Origin of the sequence: Caballeronia sp. NK8, from assembly GCF_018408855.1 — a bacterium.
GTDB lineage: Bacteria > Pseudomonadota > Gammaproteobacteria > Burkholderiales > Burkholderiaceae > Caballeronia.
Map to the genome: position 1 here is coordinate 2180779 of NZ_AP024322.1, position 16435 is coordinate 2197213.

At 62.6% G+C, this 16435-nt stretch carries 13 protein-coding genes and 1 other RNA gene; 8 read left to right on the forward strand and 6 right to left on the reverse strand.

Features of this window, described 5'->3' with window-relative positions:
- Window positions 1–60: 60 nt before the first annotated feature.
- From pheA to gyrA, 4 genes are all read right to left on the reverse strand, one after another.
- Complete coding sequence (pheA, locus tag NK8_RS10460) at window positions 61–1143, reverse strand: prephenate dehydratase (RefSeq protein ID WP_213226271.1); 1083 nt, start codon at window positions 1141–1143, stop codon at window positions 61–63.
- A 39-nt stretch (window positions 1144–1182) separates the two neighbouring features.
- The gene (gene serC / locus NK8_RS10465) at window positions 1183–2265 is read right to left on the reverse strand and encodes a 3-phosphoserine/phosphohydroxythreonine transaminase (RefSeq protein ID WP_061179510.1); all 1083 of its coding nucleotides are present in this window, start codon (window positions 2263–2265) and stop codon (window positions 1183–1185) included.
- 195 nt (window positions 2266–2460) lie between these two features.
- Window positions 2461–3072: a DUF2059 domain-containing protein gene (locus tag NK8_RS10470; protein WP_213228598.1), complete on the reverse strand. Its 612-nt coding sequence runs from the start codon at window positions 3070–3072 to the stop codon at window positions 2461–2463.
- Between the two features lie 145 nt (window positions 3073–3217).
- The gene (gene gyrA, locus NK8_RS10475; RefSeq protein ID WP_213226272.1) at window positions 3218–5863 is read right to left on the reverse strand and encodes a DNA gyrase subunit A; all 2646 of its coding nucleotides are present in this window, start codon (window positions 5861–5863) and stop codon (window positions 3218–3220) included.
- 690 nt (window positions 5864–6553) lie between these two features.
- Between gyrA and ompA the strand changes: the two genes are divergently transcribed.
- The 4 genes from ompA to ssrA all read left to right on the forward strand — a co-directional run bounded on the left by ompA (window position 6554) and on the right by ssrA (window position 9320).
- A complete protein-coding gene (ompA, locus tag NK8_RS10480; RefSeq protein WP_044041477.1) occupies window positions 6554–7216 on the forward strand; it encodes an outer membrane protein OmpA in 663 nt (220 codons plus the stop codon).
- Between the two features lie 192 nt (window positions 7217–7408).
- On the forward strand, window positions 7409–8107 hold the full coding sequence (ubiG, locus tag NK8_RS10485; protein WP_213226273.1) for a bifunctional 2-polyprenyl-6-hydroxyphenol methylase/3-demethylubiquinol 3-O-methyltransferase UbiG: 699 nt from the start codon (window positions 7409–7411) through the stop codon (window positions 8105–8107).
- 4 nt (window positions 8108–8111) lie between these two features.
- Window positions 8112–8876: a phosphoglycolate phosphatase gene (gene gph, locus NK8_RS10490; RefSeq protein ID WP_162066128.1), complete on the forward strand. Its 765-nt coding sequence runs from the start codon at window positions 8112–8114 to the stop codon at window positions 8874–8876.
- A gap of 86 nt (window positions 8877–8962) precedes the next feature.
- Window positions 8963–9320: a transfer-messenger RNA gene (gene ssrA, locus NK8_RS10495) on the forward strand.
- 257 nt (window positions 9321–9577) lie between these two features.
- Here ssrA and NK8_RS10500 read toward each other — a convergent pair.
- Together NK8_RS10500 and NK8_RS10505 are read right to left on the reverse strand one after the other, a co-directional pair.
- The gene (locus NK8_RS10500; RefSeq protein ID WP_213226274.1) at window positions 9578–9847 is read right to left on the reverse strand and encodes a hypothetical protein; all 270 of its coding nucleotides are present in this window, start codon (window positions 9845–9847) and stop codon (window positions 9578–9580) included.
- A gap of 145 nt (window positions 9848–9992) precedes the next feature.
- Window positions 9993–11063, reverse strand: coding sequence for a substrate-binding domain-containing protein (locus tag NK8_RS10505; protein WP_213226275.1), 1071 nt, complete (start codon window positions 11061–11063; stop codon window positions 9993–9995).
- 128 nt (window positions 11064–11191) lie between these two features.
- Here NK8_RS10505 and NK8_RS10510 point away from each other — a divergent pair, with 128 nt between their 5' ends.
- From NK8_RS10510 to NK8_RS10525, 4 genes are read left to right on the forward strand one after another with little or no spacing between them, the layout of a single operon-like run.
- Window positions 11192–11680: an NAD(P)H-dependent oxidoreductase subunit E gene (locus tag NK8_RS10510; protein WP_213226276.1), complete on the forward strand. Its 489-nt coding sequence runs from the start codon at window positions 11192–11194 to the stop codon at window positions 11678–11680.
- Window positions 11677–13233, forward strand: coding sequence for an NADH-quinone oxidoreductase subunit NuoF (locus NK8_RS10515; RefSeq protein WP_213226277.1), 1557 nt, complete (start codon window positions 11677–11679; stop codon window positions 13231–13233). Before NK8_RS10510 ends, NK8_RS10515 begins: the two co-directional genes overlap by 4 nt.
- Window positions 13234–13243: 10 nt before the next feature.
- Entirely contained in the window at window positions 13244–16159 is a 2916-nt protein-coding gene (gene fdhF / locus NK8_RS10520) for a formate dehydrogenase subunit alpha (protein ID WP_162066133.1), read from the forward strand.
- A 3-nt stretch (window positions 16160–16162) separates the two neighbouring features.
- Window positions 16163–16408, forward strand: coding sequence for a formate dehydrogenase subunit delta (locus NK8_RS10525; RefSeq protein WP_213226278.1), 246 nt, complete (start codon window positions 16163–16165; stop codon window positions 16406–16408).
- Window positions 16409–16435: the final 27 nt, after the last annotated feature.

Consider the following 16435-nt stretch of genomic DNA (forward strand, 5'->3'; position numbering starts at 1 on the left):
ACGCGTCGTCCGACGCAGGAAACCGGACCGCCGCTAACGCGCGGCGGCGACGAGGGAAGCTCAGCGGGCTCGCGGATACGAACCGAGAATCTTCAGGAACGCGGCCTTGCGCCCGAGCTCTTCCAGCGCGGCGGCGACGGCCGGGTTGTCGCGATGGCCTTCGATGTCGATATAGAAGTAGTACTCCCACGTGCCCGAGCGCGCGGGACGCGATTCGAAGCGCGTCATCGAGACGCCGTGTTTCGCGAGCGGCTCCAGCAGCTTGAACACGGCACCCGCCTCGTTCGACACCGACACGATGAGCGAGGTCTGATCATGGCCGCTCGAATCGGTCGGCTGCTTGCCGACGATCACGAAGCGCGTGCGATTGTGCGGATCGTCCTGAATCATCGAGAACACGACGCCCAGGCCGTAATGCGTGGCCGCGCGGTCGCCGGCGATGGCCGCGACAGTCGGATCGCTCACCGCCATGCGCGCGGCTTCCGCATTGCTCGACACCGCCTGACGCTCCAGATGCGGCGCGTTTGCGGTGAGCCAGCGCTGGCACTGCGCGAGCGCCTGCGGATGCGCGCACACGCGCGTCACGCCATCGAGCGTGCCGGACGCGGTCAGCAGATTGTGATGAATCGGCAACGCGAGTTCGCCGCCGATCAGAAGCGAGGTCTGCAACAACAGATCCAGCGTGCGCGACACCGCGCCTTCGGCCGAATTCTCGACCGGCACGACGCCGTACTGCGCCGCGCCCGCTTCAACGGCGCGAAACACTTCGTCGATCGACGGGCACGGCACGCCCTGAATCGAATGCCCGAAGTATTCGAACATCGCCTGTTCGCTGTATGTGCCGACGGGACCGAGAAACGCGGCGCTGATGGTCTGTTCGAGCGCGCGGCTCGCGGCCATGATCTCGCGCCAGATCGAAGCAATGTGCTCGTCGGCGAGCGGCCCGTCGCTCATGTCCTGCAGACGCGCGATGACCTGCATCTCGCGCTCGGGGCGAAACACCGGCGCGTTGAAATGCTTCTTCACTTCGCCGACTTCGAGCGCGACGGAAGCGCGCTGATTCAACAGCGCGATGAGTTGTGCGTCGAGCACGTCGATGCGTTCACGCAGCGGTTTGAGTCTTGAATTGAGATCGTCGTCCATGCGGTGCTTGAGCGATTGCGGTTAAAGGAGCGAACGCACTTAGGCGCTCGTCCGCTCGAATTCCTTCATGTAGTCGACGAGCGCCTTGACGCCCTCGATCGGCACCGCGTTGTAGATCGATGCCCGCATGCCGCCGACGGACTTGTGGCCCTTCAGTTGCAACAGGCCGCGCGCCTTCGCGCCGGCCAGGAAATCGGTGTTGCGCGATTCGTCGGCAAGGAAGAACGGCACGTTCATCCGCGATCGGTTCTGACGCTCGACCTTGTTGACGTAGAAATCGCTGGAATCGATGGTGTCGTAGAGCAGCGTGGCCTTTTCGACATTGCGCGCCTCCATCGCTTCCAGGCCGCCCTGCTGCTTCAGCCATTTGAAAACGAGCCCGGCGATGTAGATCGCGTAGGTGGGCGGCGTGTTGTACATCGAGTTGTTTTCCGCGACGGTCTTCCATTCGAACGCCGACGGACAAATGGGCAGCGCGCGGTCGAGCAGGTCTTCGCGCACGATCACCACGGTCACGCCCGCCATGCCGATGTTCTTCTGCGCGCCGCCGAAGAGCACGCCGTACTTGGCGATGTCCATCGGGCGCGACAGGATGTGCGAGGACGCATCGGCGACGAGCGGAATGTCGCCGAGATCGGGAATCTCGAAGGCTTCGACGCCATCGATGGTTTCGTTGCTGCACAGATGCACGTAGGCCGGATCGTCCGACAGCTTCCATTCGCTGAAGGCCGGCACGCGCGTGAAGCCCGCTTCGGTCTTGCCGTTGGCCGCGAGATGCGGCGTGCCGTACTTCTGCGCTTCCTTGAACGATTTCGTCGACCAGGAACCGGTCACGACGAAGTCGGCGGTTTGCTTCTTGCCGAGCAGGTTCATCGGGACGATGGCGTTCTCGCCGATGCCGCCGCCCTGCAGAAAGAGAATCCGATGCGATGCGGGCACCTTCAGCAACTCGCGCAAGTCGGTCAGCGCCGCCTCGTGAATCGACATAAACTCGGCGCCGCGGTGGCTCATTTCCATCACGCTCATACCGCTGCCTTGCCAGTCGAGCATTTCGTCGGCTGCCTGTTTCAGGACTTCTTCTGGCATGGCGGCTGGGCCGGCGGAGAAATTGAACACGCGCATCTGGGGATCCCGGAGTTCCGAAGGGTCAGGCGCGATCGAACGGCGGATGAAACGAAGACCGCGTTTTCGCGCCCGAAAAAAGAAATGACTGCTTGCGCTCGCGCGCAAACAGCCATTATCGCACTGTCCTGAAAACCCGCCAATGCACGGGGCGGTGAGCCCCATCAGCCGATTTGTGTCAGGACCTCGCCGCGCTTACTTGCCCGGCTTGACGCTCGCCACTTCCGAGTCGGCTTGCGTGCGCGTCGCCTTGATGGCTTGCGGCATGTACTTCTGCATCAGGCCGTTCACGACGTCGCGGCCAACCTGGTCCTGAACCTGGATGAACTTGCGGCCGGTCGGGCTCTTGTAGAAGTTGGTCAGATCCTTGATTTCGTCGGTCGAGTAGTACTTTGCGTACGCGTCGTACTGAGCCTGCATCGCATCCTTGCGGAATGCGTCGGTCGCGAAAACCTGGCCAGCGGAATCAACCAGCTTCGGCACTGCATTCTTTTGCAGCGACGGAACGGCGGCCTGCTTCTGCTTGTCGTTCAGCGTCTTGTTCTCGGACAGTGCGTCCGAGAGGATCGCCGGCACGAGTTGCTTCGACTGCATCTGCGCGCTGTTACCGATCGCACCGACCAGCTTCTGCGCGTCGATCGCGTCGAGCAGATCCTTGATCGCGGCTTGCTTGGCCGGATCAACCGGGGCTGCTGCGGCCGGCGCCGGCGCCGACTGTGCGGGCGCCTGGTTCTGAAGCGACTGTGCCATCGCGAAAGTCGGTACGAAAGCGGCCAGCAACATCCACTGCTTGAAACGTCCTTGCATCATTACTCCCTGTAAAAAATATCCAGTTCAGCACTGGCGACGAGCTTTTGCACGTTGTCCGACACCGGCAACGAACTCACGTCGCGCAGCTTAACCAATCCGAGCTTTCAAAAGCGATAACGAGTGCCTTACGACACAAAAAATATCAGGCGCTTTCTCCGCCTTCACCATTTTCCGCGTCGCCGGTGTTGCCAGCAGCATCGTCCGGACCCGAATCGCCTTCGAGTTCGGCCTCGGCTTCCGCCTCGGCGATATGCTGCAGTCCCGACAACTTCGTTCCCTCGTCAAGGCTGATGAGTGTAACACCTTGGGTTGCACGGCCCATTTCGCGGATTTCCGAAACACGCGTGCGGATCAGCACGCCCGCGGTCGTGATCAGCATGATCTCGCTCTCGGGCTCGACAAGCGTCGCCGCCACGACACGGCCGTTACGTTCCGAGGTCTGGATCGCGATCATGCCCTTCGTGCCGCGACCATGGCGCGTGTACTCGTTGATCGGCGTGCGCTTGCCGTAACCGTTCTCGGTCGCCGTGAGCACCGACTGGTTCTCGCCGCCCGCGACGAGCATCGCGATGACCTGCTGCCCGTCTTCCAACTGCATGCCACGCACGCCGCGTGCCTCGCGGCCCATCGCGCGCACGTCGTTCTCATCGAAACGCACGGCCTTGCCGGCGTCCGAGAACAGCATGACGTCGTGCTCGCCGTCGGTGATCGCGGCGCCGATGAGGTAATCGCCCTCATCCAGACCGACCGCGATGATGCCCTTTTTCATCGGACGGCTGAACGCTTCGAGCGGCGTCTTCTTGACGGTGCCGAGCGCAGTCGTCATGAACACGTATTTGTCCGCCGAGAATTCCTTGATCGGCAGAACGACGTTGATCTTCTCGCCATCCTGCAACGGGAACATGTTGACGATCGGACGGCCGCGCGAATTGCGCGAGCCCTGCGGCACTTCGTACACCTTGACCCAGTAGACGCGGCCGCGGTTTGAGAAGCACAGCATGTGATCGTGCGTGTTCGCGATGAAGAGCGTGTCGATCCAGTCGTCTTCCTTCATCTGCGTGGCCTGCTTGCCGCGCCCGCCGCGCTTCTGCGCGCGATACTCGGAAAGCGGCTGCGACTTCACGTAACCCGAGTGCGACATGGTCACGACCATTTCCTGCGGCGTGATCAGGTCTTCGGTGTTGAGTTCCGTCGCGTTCATCTCGATACGCGAGCGACGCTCGTCGCCGAACTCGGCGCGAATCTGGCCCAGCTCCTCGACGATGATCTGGCGGATACGCTCCGGCCGCGCGAGGATGTCGAGCAGGTCGGCTATCTGCGCCATCACCTCGCGATACTCGCTCGTGATCTTGTCCTGCTCGAGGCCGGTCAGGCGTTGCAGGCGCATCTGCAGGATTTCCTGCGACTGGACGTCCGACAGCTTGTACAGCCCGTCTTCCTGGAGGCCGTAAGCGGGATTCAGCCCTTCCGGGCGATAGGCTGCGCGCCCGCCCGATGCCTCGGATTCGGTACGCGTCAGCATTTCGCGCACGAGCGACGAATCCCACGGACGCGCCATCAGCTCCTGCTTGGCGATGGGCGGCGTCGGCGCGGCCTTGATGATCGCGATGAATTCGTCGATGTTCGCGAGCGCGACGGCGAGGCCTTCGAGCACGTGCCCGCGGTCGCGCGCCTTGCGCAATTCGTAGACCGTGCGCCGCGTCAGCACTTCCCGTCGATGCGACAGGAAGCACTCGATCATTTCCTTCAGGTTCAGCAGCTTGGGCTGGCCGTCGACGAGCGCGACCATGTTCATGCCGAAAGTGTCCTGAAGCTGCGTCTGCTTGTACAGATTGTTCAGGATGACTTCCGGCACTTCGCCGCGCTTCAGCTCGATCACGACGCGCATGCCGCTCTTGTCGGATTCGTCGCGGATGTCGGAGATGCCCTCGATCTTCTTCTCGTTGACGAGTTCGGCGATGCGCTCGAGCAGCGTGCGCTTGTTCACCTGATACGGAATCTCGTCGACGATGATCGCCATGCGCTGGCCGCGATCGATCTCTTCGAAGTGCGTGGCCGCGCGCATCACGACGCGCCCGCGCCCCGTGCGATAGCCGTCGCGCACGCCCGCGACGCCGTAGATGATGCCGGCGGTCGGGAAATCCGGCGCGGGCACGATCTCGATGAGTTCGTCGACGGTGGCTTCGGGCGTGTTCAGCAGATGCAGGCAGGCGTCGACGATCTCGCGCAGATTGTGCGGCGGGATGTTGGTCGCCATGCCGACCGCGATGCCGGCCGAGCCGTTGATCAGCAGATTGGGGATGCGGGCCGGAAGAACGAGCGGCTCGTTCTCACTGCCGTCGTAGTTCGGACCGAAGTCGACGGTTTCCTTGTCGATGTCGGCCAGCAACTCGTGGCCGATCTTCGCCATGCGGATTTCGGTGTAGCGCATGGCCGCGGCGTTGTCGCCGTCGACCGAACCGAAGTTGCCCTGGCCGTCGACCAGCATGTAGCGCAGCGAGAATGGCTGCGCCATGCGAACGATCGTCTCGTAGACGGACGCGTCGCCGTGAGGATGGTATTTACCGATGACGTCGCCGACGATACGCGCGGACTTCTTGTACGCGCGATTCCAGTCGTTGTTCAGCTCGTGCATCGAGTAGAGCGCCCGACGATGCACCGGCTTCAGGCCATCGCGGACATCGGGAAGCGCGCGCCCGACGATCACGCTCATCGCGTAATCGAGATACGAACGGCGCATTTCCTCCTCGAGGGAGATTGGCAGAGTCTCTTTGGCGAATTGATCCATTATCCGTGTCTTGTACTTTGCAGCGGCGACACGGCAGCGCGCGCGGCGATTTCACGCGACCCGCCAGCCGCGCGACGAGCCGGCGTGGCGCGTAGCCGACGTACGCTGCGCGCCGCGTATGCAGCGCATGCCTTTTATGCGCTGCGAACGCAGCACATCAGGAGATTCTACCATGCGCGATATTCGCGCCCGAACGCGCACTGTATACATACAGTTGCATGTCGGTCGGGACACCGGCATGTGCGCGCCGAATTCGCAATGCGCAACGCCGTACCAATTACTTACAAAAACCGGGGAACGAATTCAGTCATTTCGTCACGCGGGCGGGCTATCATGCCGCCTCGTCGTTTTGCCAGACGCATGAGTACCCGCGGTAAAAATACGCAGGAAATCGCTTTCGGGCACGCAATGTGCGCGCGTTTTGCGCCTTCCGCGGCCTCGACCGTCTCCTGTCCCCTTCTTGTTGCGCATGCACCACATAAGGTTGCGGGCGTACCGGGGTCGGGGATATTTTTATCGTCGCAAGGGAACGATATGGCAAAATGCCAACGCACAAACTTAGACACTGCTCGAAGTCTATACAGCGCGTTTTGTTCCGTAGGGAATGTTATACTTCGAGCAATGTATGACTTGTCTTCGTCTACAGGCTCGCAGTAAACCTGCGGTAATCTCAATTTCGAGAGGAGAAATATGAATAAACTTTCAAAGCTCGCGTTCATTGCAGCTACCGCAGTTATGGCTGCATCGGCCTCGGCACAGTCCGTGCCGGCCTCGCGACAAGCCGTGAACGATAACTGGGTGAACGGTACGGGCGAGTATGTGTGGATGAACGGCACGAACGAACTGTGCTGGCGCGACGCATTCTGGACCCCGGCTACGGCAAACGCGAAGTGCGATGGCGCGCTGGTCGCGCAAGCACCGACGCCGCCGGCACCGGTCGCTCCGCCGCCCCCGGTCATCCAGAGCCAGAAGGTCACCTATCAGGCTGACGCGCTGTTCGACTTCGACAAGGCAGTCCTGAAGCCGGCTGGTAAGGAAAAGCTTGACGATCTCGCATCGAAGATCGGCGCGCTGAACCTCGAAGTCGTCGTTGCGACGGGTTACACCGACCGCATCGGTTCGGACAAGTACAACGACCGTCTGTCGCTGCGCCGTGCGCAAGCTGTGAAGGCTTACCTGGTCAGCAAGGGCATCGAAGCCAACCGTATCTACACGGAAGGCAAGGGCAAGCGCGACCCGGTCACGAAGGGTACCTGCCAACAGAAGAACCGCAAGCAACTCATCGCCTGCCTCGCACCGGATCGTCGCGTGGAAGTCGAAGTTGTGGGCACGACCCGTCAGCCGCAGCAGTAATCGCGAGTTGGATTGCCGCAGATCAAACCCCCGCTTCGGCGGGGGTTTTTTTATGCCCGAAGCTTTTGGGGCATTCGTTTAATGAATCATCATTTCGGGTAGGCTTCAGCTATTGCCCTTTTTGCCCGCCCATTGCAGCGCCTATATACTCGGTTCTAATCGATTCACGACTCAAACAAGGCATTTCCGAACATGACCAACGTCGATCCCCACGAACTTCAGAAATTCAGCGAGCTCGCGCATCGCTGGTGGGACCCGAACGCCGAGTTCAAACCGCTGCATGAACTGAACCCGGTACGGCTCGACTGGATCGACGCGCATGCGCATTTAAGCGCCAAGCGCGTGCTCGACATCGGCTGCGGCGGCGGCATTCTGTCCGAATCGATGGCCACGCGCGGCGCGAACGTGAAGGGCATCGATCTTTCGTCGAGCGCGCTCGGCGTGGCCGATCTGCATAGTCTCGAGAGCGGTGTCGAAGTCGCGTATGAAGAGATTTCGGCTGAGGCGCTCGCCGCGCGCGAGCCCGGTTCCTACGACGTCGTCACCTGCATGGAGATGCTGGAGCACGTGCCGAATCCGGCAGGCACCGTCGCGGCATGCGCCGCGCTCGTGAAGCCCGGCGGCTGGGTGTTCTTTTCCACGCTGAACCGCAACGCGAAGGCCTATCTGTTCGCTGTGATCGGCGCCGAATACATCGCGCGCATGCTGCCGCGCGGCACGCACGATTATTCGCGTTTCATCAAGCCGTCGGAGCTCGCCACGTTCGCGCGCGCCGCCTCGCTGCTGCCCGTCGACATCAAGGGCGTTACCTATCGGCCGATCTCCAGGCACTTCGGCCTGTCGAACGATTCCAGCATCAACTACATGATGGCTTGCCGCCGCGAAGCCTGACGCCATGATCAACGACGATCCCCTGTCCACGGGCACCATCGACACCAAACCTCTTCCGGAAGAGACCACTCCCCTGCCCCAGCGCCTCGCCGAAGGCGACGGTCTCGGGTTGTGCCAGGCCGTGCTGTTCGACCTCGACGGCACCATCGCCGATACCGCGCCCGATCTCGTCGCCGCGGTGAACAAGATGCGGCACGACCGTGGCCTCGAAATGCGTCCTCTCGAAACGTTGCGGCCGTATGCGTCGGCGGGCGCGCGCGGGCTGCTCGGCGGGGCGTTCGAGATCGGGCCGGAGCATCACGACTTCGCGTCGATGCGCGATGAATTCCTCGCCAACTACGAGGCCGATCTCTGCATCGAAACCACGCTCTTTCCGGGCATCAGCGAGATTCTCGATCAGCTCGATGCGCGCGGCGTGCGCTGGGGCATCGTGACGAACAAGGTGACGCGTTTCGCCGCGCCGCTCGTCGGCTTGCTGGGGCTCGACACGCGCGCCGGGTGCCTCGTCTGCGGCGACACCACGCCGCATTCGAAGCCTCACCCTGCGCCGCTCCTGCACGCGGCCGAGTTGCTGGATGTCGCACCCGAACGCATCGTCTATGTCGGCGACGATCTGCGCGACGTGCAAGCCGGCTTCGCGGCGGGCATGATCACCGTGGCAGCCGCCTACGGCTATTGCGGCGACGACATTCCGCCGCGCCGCTGGCATGCGAATCACGTGGTCGATTCGCCTGAAGAGTTGCAGAACCTGCTGCGCGACATCGCGTGAGTTGCGCGCGAGCGGCACATGCGGGGCCTTGAAAACCGCGCCGTTCGCCTCAGATGACTTTTCGTGGGATAATTTCTGTTCTGCTTGGGGGCGACCTGGTTTCGACAGGGGTTGTGAAGCGGTCAGGGCATACCGAGGACCCGTCACCTCGTTAATCAATGGGAAAAACGTAACTGCAAACGACGATACGTTCGCACTGGCAGCCTAAGGGCCGCCGTCCTCTCACTAATTCGCTGACGGGTTAGGGTAGCAATGCCACGAGAGGTCATATACGTCAGATAAGCTTTTGCGGCGTCACGACGCCAAAGTCGAAAATTTAGTGAATCGCCTTAACGCAGCGTGTTCGTCCGCGTCGTTGGGGCTAAATCAAATGACAGAACTAAGTATGTAGAACTGTTCGTAGAGCGCTTCTGGACGCGGGTTCGATTCCCGCCGCCTCCACCAAAAATACCCCCGGTTAAAACCCGCGATCGCGCAAGCATCGCGGGTTTTTTCTTTGGCGCGCGACAGACGAAAAAAAGCCCCGCGCGAGGCGGGGCAAACATCCTTGAGAGACGTAGCGAGGACAGAGACAACCTCCACTACGCCCGAGAGAATAGGCTTCCGAAGCCATGCTTCGTATCGGACCGGTCCTAATGCTGCTGCCGTGTGTCAATTATCAACCGTTCGGTGCGCGGGCGACGGCGATCCCGCGAGCGCACTTAGTTCGCGCCGTCTTTCGGACACTTCAGATTGCAGCCGTTCGGATCGCCGTTGTCGCCGCGTCGGCGCATGGCGGACTTTCCGTTCTGATACTTCTCAGAAGGCGCGGAGGCCGCGAACTGCATCTGCGGATGCTGGTTGAAGCGGAATTCGTCCTGCAGCACCCCGCCCGGAATGCCCGGTGAATTCTGGGCAAAGGCGACGGGAATCAGGTACATCGCGCCGACGACGAGCGCGGCGGAAGAACAAGCGAGCAACGAGAGTTTCATGGCGGTATATCGCGCGAAAAGAACGCGCTCAGAGCAGTGAAAGTCGACAGCAAACCGTTAGGTTAACCCAATTCGCCGCCGATGACAGTTTTACCTCCGCCATGCTCTCTTACCGCGCGTTTCCGGTTTTCCGCACGCGCTCACTTCAACCACGCAATCCTTCGTCGATATCGACGAGCGTGCCGCAGCGCGCCGGATCATAGCCTTCGAGATGAGCGACGCTCTCCGTGAAGCCTTCGCTGCGCAGAATGCGCAATACGGAGGCTAGACGCGCCTCGTCGAGCCGCGCGCGCTCGCACGCGAAGAAATAATCCTCGTCGATGATCGGAATGAAATCGAGCGCGAAATGCTGCGCGGCCGGCTGCACGCCGAAGCCGAGATCGGCCATGCCGCTCGCGACGAACGCGGCGATCGCCGAATGCGTGAGTTCCGTGGTCGCATAGCCGTTGATCTGGTCCGGATCGACACCTACACGCCGCAACGACAGATCGAGCAGCATCCGCGTACCCGAGCCCGGCTGGCGGTTGACGAAACGCACGTCGCTGCGCGCAAGATCGCGCAGACCGGAGATCTGCTTCGGATTGCCCTTCGGCAGAAAAAGCCCTTGTGTACGGCGCGTGAGCCGGATCAACTGATGTTTGTTCTGATCCAGAAAAGGCCGATAGATATCCGCGCACGTCGAACGGAATTCGCCGATCGGCAAATGGAAGCCAGCCAGTTCGCATTCGCCGCGCGCGAGCGCGCTCACGGCTTCGGCGCTCTCGCGATACTTGATGTCGACCGGCACGCGCTGATCGCCGAGCGCGCGCACGAGCGTGGCGACCGCATAGCCGTGCGATGCGTGAATCCGCACTTGCGTCACGCCGCCCGCGAGGCGCCGGTTCAACTCCATCGCGACATCGTTCGCCACCGCCTGCAACGGTGCTTCGAGCCGGTCGCCGCAGACGCGCTGCGCGCGCAGCACCGACTCGCCCAGCTCCGAGAGCACCGAGCCGCGCCCGCGCGATTTGGTGATGAGCGCGCCGCCGAGACGCGCCTCGATTTCGCGCAACAGACCCCACGCGTGCCGGTAGGACAAACCCTTAGCGCTCGCGGCATTCGCGATGCTGCCCGTCTGTGCGACCAGCTGCAAAAGCGGCACAACCGCACTGAGACTGGTTTCCCGGCCGTCGGCGTCTCGCAGAACCAGTTCGGCACGGCATTCGACGTCCACCATATGCACTCCTTCTTCCTATTGCCAAGATATATCACGACGCCTATTGTTCTTTTACAGGCTCGGCACCCGTAATTATATCGACTCAAATATGTACCAACAAAACATATGCCGAGTGTTGGAGGAGCCCCATGACACATCCGCAGCTTTCCGCCGCTGCATCCGCTGAACTCGTTCGTCGCCACGCCGTACAAGGTGCGACGTTGATGACCATTCTTCACGCCATCCAGGACGAAGTCGGCTACGTGCCCGAGACGGCCATCGCGCCGCTAGGACAGGCGCTGTCGCTGTCGCGCGCCGAAGTGCACGGCGTGATCACGTACTATCACCACTTCCGTTCCGCGCCGCCCGCGCGCGTGACCGTGCAGCTTTGCCGCGCGGAAGCGTGCCGCAGCATGGGCGTGGAAGCGCTGAAGGATCACATCGAAGGGCACACCGGCTGCCGCTTCGACAGCGGTCACGCCGAGGACATCGAGCTCGAATCGGTGTATTGCCTCGGCCAGTGCGCGCTGTCGCCGTCGATGACGATCAACGGCGAATTGCACGCGAAGGTCACGCCGGCGAAGTTCGACCGCCTGTACGCCGCGGCGCAAACGAGAGTCGCGGAGGTGACGGCATGACGCGCATCTACGTTCCCATCGATTCCGCCGCGCTCGCGCTCGGCGCGGAATCCGTCGCGCAAGCCATCGCGAGCGAAGCGCAAAAGCGCGGCCTCGACGTGCAACTCGTGCGCAACGGCTCGCGCGGCCTCTTCTATCTCGAACCGCTCGTCGAAGTGGAAACGCCCAACGGTCGCATCGGCTATGCGAACGTCGAAGCCGACGACGTCGCCGCGCTCTTCGACGCCGGCTTTCACGAAGGCGCAGCGCACGAAAAGAACGTCGGCGTGGTCGACGAAATTCCGTATCTCAAGAACCAGCAGCGTCTGACGTTCGCGCGCATCGGCATCACGGACCCGCTTTCGATCGACGATTACGTCGCGCTCGGCGGCCTGCAGGGACTGCGCAACGTGCTCGACATGAACGGCGACGCCGTCTGCCAGGCGCTGCTCGATTCCGGCCTGCGCGGACGCGGCGGCGCGGCGTTCCCCGCCGGCATCAAGTGGAAGACGGTGCGCGGCGCGTACGCGGATCAGAAGTACATCGTCTGCAACGCGGACGAAGGCGACTCCGGCACGTTCTCCGACCGCCTCGTGATGGAAAGCGATCCGTACATGCTGATCGAAGGCATGATCATCGCGGGCGTGGCGGTGGGCGCGACCGAAGGCTACATCTATGTGCGCAGCGAGTATCCGCATTCGATCGATACGCTGAACCGAGCGATCGAAAAGGCGCGCGACGCCGGCTGGCTCGGCGCGAGCGTGCTCGGCACGTCGCACGCGTTCGAGCTGTATGTGGCGAAGGGCGCGGGCGCGTATGTGTGCGGCGAGGAAACGGCGCTGCTCGAATCGCTCGAAGGCAAGCGCGGCATCGTGCGCGCGAAGCCGCCAGTTCCGGCGCTCACCGGCCTGTACGGAAAGCCGACCGTCATCAACAACGTCATCACGCTCGCGACCGTGCCGATCATCTTCGCGAAGGGCGCGGCGTTCTATCGCGACTTCGGCATGGGCCGTTCGCGCGGCACGCTGCCCTTCCAGATCGCGGGCAATGTGAAGCAAGGCGGACTTGTCGAACTCGCGTTCGGCGTGACGCTGCGCGAACTGCTCTACACCTACGGCGACGGCACCGCGACCGGACGCCCCGCGCGCGCGGTGCAGGTGGGCGGCCCGCTCGGCACGTATCTGCCGGAAAGCCAGTGGGACATTCCGCTCGACTACGAGGAATACGCGAAGGTCGGCGCGGTGGTCGGTCACGGCGGATTGGTGGTTCATGACGACACCTCGAATCTCGCCGAACTCGCGCAATATGCGATGCACTTCTGCGCGCTCGAATCGTGCGGCAAGTGCACGCCGTGCCGCATCGGTTCGACGCGCGGCGAGGAAGTCATCGCGAAGATCCGTGAGGGCGATACGTCGGTGAAGCAGATCACGCTGTTGCGCGAGCTGTGCGACACGATGGTGTCCGGCTCGCTCTGCGCGATGGGCGGCATGACGCCGTTCCCGGTGATGTCCGCGCTCGATCACTTCCCCGAGGACTTCGGGCTGCCCCGCACGCCCGCACAGAAAGCGGCATAAGGAGACAACAATGTCCAATACCAACAACGGCTGCGGCTCCGGCAATTGCGCGTGCAAGAGCGCGGCATCGGTGCAGCGCCGCGATCCGTTCGACGATACCGATTACGGCACGCCGTTGCGTCACGCCGATATCGACGTGACGCTCGAAATCGACGGTCAGTCCGTCACCGTGCCCGCGGGCACGTCGGTGATGCGCGCGTCGATCGAAGCGGGCGTCAACGTGCCCAAGCTCTGCGCCACCGACTCGCTCGAACCGTGGGGTTCGTGCCGTCTGTGTCTCGTCGAGATCGAAGGCAAGCGCGGCTATCCCGCGTCGTGCACGACGCCCGTCGAAGCGGGCATGAAGGTCCGCACGCAAAGCGACAAGCTGCAATCGCTTCGCAAGAACGTGATGGAGCTTTATATCTCCGATCACCCGCTCGACTGTCTCACCTGCCCCGCCAACGGCGATTGCGAACTGCAGGACATGGCGGGCGTCGTCGGCTTGCGCGAAGTGCGTTATGGCTATGAAGGCGCGAACCATCTGAAGGACAAGAAGGACGAGTCGAATCCGTATTTCACCTACGATCCGTCGAAGTGCATCGTCTGCAATCGATGCGTGCGCGCGTGCGAAGAGACGCAAGGCACGTTCGCGTTGACCATCGCGGGACGTGGTTTCGAATCGCGCGTCGCGGCGAGCGAGAACGTGCCGTTCATGGAATCGGAATGTGTGTCGTGCGGCGCGTGCGTCGCCGCATGCCCGACCGCGACGCTGCAGGAAAAGACCGTCATCATGCTCGGTCAGGCCGAGCATTCGGCGATCACGACGTGCGCGTATTGCGGCGTCGGCTGCTCGCTCAAGGCGGAGATGAAGGGCAATACCGTCGTACGCATGACGCCGAACAAGAACGGCCAGGCGAACGAAGGTCACGCGTGCGTGAAGGGCCGCTTCGCGTGGGGCTACGCGACGCACAAGGACCGCATCAAGAAGCCGATGATCCGCGCGAAGATCACCGATCCGTGGCGCGAAGTGTCGTGGGAAGAAGCGCTCAACTATGCGGCGAGCGAATTCCGCCGCATCCAGGACAAGTACGGGCGCGACTCGATCGGCGGCATCACGTCGTCGCGCTGCACGAACGAAGAGACGTATCTGGTGCAGAAGCTCGTGCGCGCCGCGTTCGGCAACAACAACGTCGATACCTGCGCGCGCGTGTGCCACTCGCCGACGGGCTACGGCCTGAAGACGACGCTCGGCGAATCGGCGGGCACGCAGACGTTCGCGTCGGTCGAGCAATCGGATGTGATCATCGTGATGGGCGCGAATCCGACCGACGGCCACCCCGTGTTCGGCTCGCGCCTCAAGCGCCGCATTCGCGAAGGCGCGAAGCTGATCGTGATCGATCCGCGCCGCATCGATATCGTCGATACGCCGCACGTGAAGGCGCAGTATCACCTGCAACTGCGGCCCGGCACGAACGTCGCGATGGTCAACTCGCTCGCGCATGTGATCGTCACGGAAGGCTTGCTGAAGGAAGACTTCATCGCCGAACGCTGCGAAGAGCGTGCCTTCGGCCAGTGGCGTGATTTCGTCGCGAAGGAAGAGAACTCGCCCGAAGCGATGGAAGCCATCACCGGCGTGCCCGCGCAACAGGTCCGCGAAGCCGCGCGCATCTACGCGCTCGGGGGCAATGGCGCGATCTACTACGGCCTCGGCGTGACCGAGCACGCGCAAGGCTCGACCACCGTCATGGGCATCGCGAATCTCGCGATGGCGACGGGCAACATCGGCCGCGAAGGCGTCGGCGTGAATCCGCTGCGCGGGCAGAACAACGTGCAAGGTTCGTGCGACATGGGCTCGTTCCCGCACGAGTTGCCGGGTTATCGGCATATCAGCGATGCGGCCACGCGCGCGCTCTTTGAGGAAGCGTGGGACGTGAAGCTTCAGCCGGAGCCGGGCCTGCGCATCCCGAACATGTTCGATGCCGCGATGCACGGCACCTTCATGGGCCTCTATTGCCAAGGCGAGGACATCGTCCAGTCGGACCCGAACACGCAGCACGTCGCGGATGCGCTGTCGTCGATGGAATGCATCGTCGTGCAGGACATTTTCCTGAACGAAACGGCGAAGTACGCGCACGTTCTGCTGCCCGGCTCGACCTTCCTCGAAAAGGACGGCACCTTCACCAACGCCGAGCGCCGCATCTCGCGCGTGCGCAAGGTGATGCCGCCGCTCCCCGGCTACTCCGACTGGGAAGTGACGATCAAGCTCTCGCGTGCGCTCGGCTACGAGATGAACTACGCGAACCCGTCCGAGATCATGGACGAGATCGCGCGTCTCACGCCGACGTTCCACGGCGTCTCGTATGAACGCCTCGATGAACTCGGCAGCATCCAGTGGCCGTGCAACGAGAAGGCGCCGGACGGCACGCCGACGATGCATATCGACGAATTCGTGCGCGGCAAGGGACGCTTCGTCATCACGAAGTTCATCGCGACGCCGGAGAAGGTCACGCGCAAGTTTCCGCTGCTGCTCACGACCGGGCGCATCCTGTCGCAATACAACGTCGGCGCGCAGACGCGGCGTACCGAGAACTCGCAATGGCACGACGAGGACCGTCTGGAGATCCATCCGGTGGACGCGGAGGATCGCGGCATCAGGGAAGACGACTGGGTCGGCATCGAGTCGCGCGCGGGGCAGACTGTGTTGCGCGCGAAGATCTCGGAGCGCATGCAGCCTGGCGTCGTCTATACGACGTTCCACTTCCCGGAATCGGGCGCGAACGTCATCACGACGGACTCCTCCGACTGGGCGACCAACTGCCCGGAGTACAAGGTGACGGCAGTGCAGGTGATGCCGGTGGAACAGCCGTCGCAATGGCAGAAGGAGTACTCGCGCTTCAATACGCAGCAGCTCGAGCTGATGAACATGGCCACTTCAGGGAAATAACAAATGGATGTCGATAACCTGATCGAGATGGCGAACCGCATCGGCGAATTCTTCGATTCGATGCCGGACCGTGCCGAAGCCGTCGACAGCATCGCGGAGCATATCCGGCGCTTCTGGGAGCCGCGCATGCGGCTCGCGATTCTCGGCGCGCTCGACGACCCGCAAGCGAGCGCCGCGATGGAGCCGATCGTGCTGGAGGCGCTCAAGCTGCACAAGGCGGATTTGATGCCGAAGACAGCTACCGCCTGAACCCGCTCAAAGCCCTGCACCGCAGGG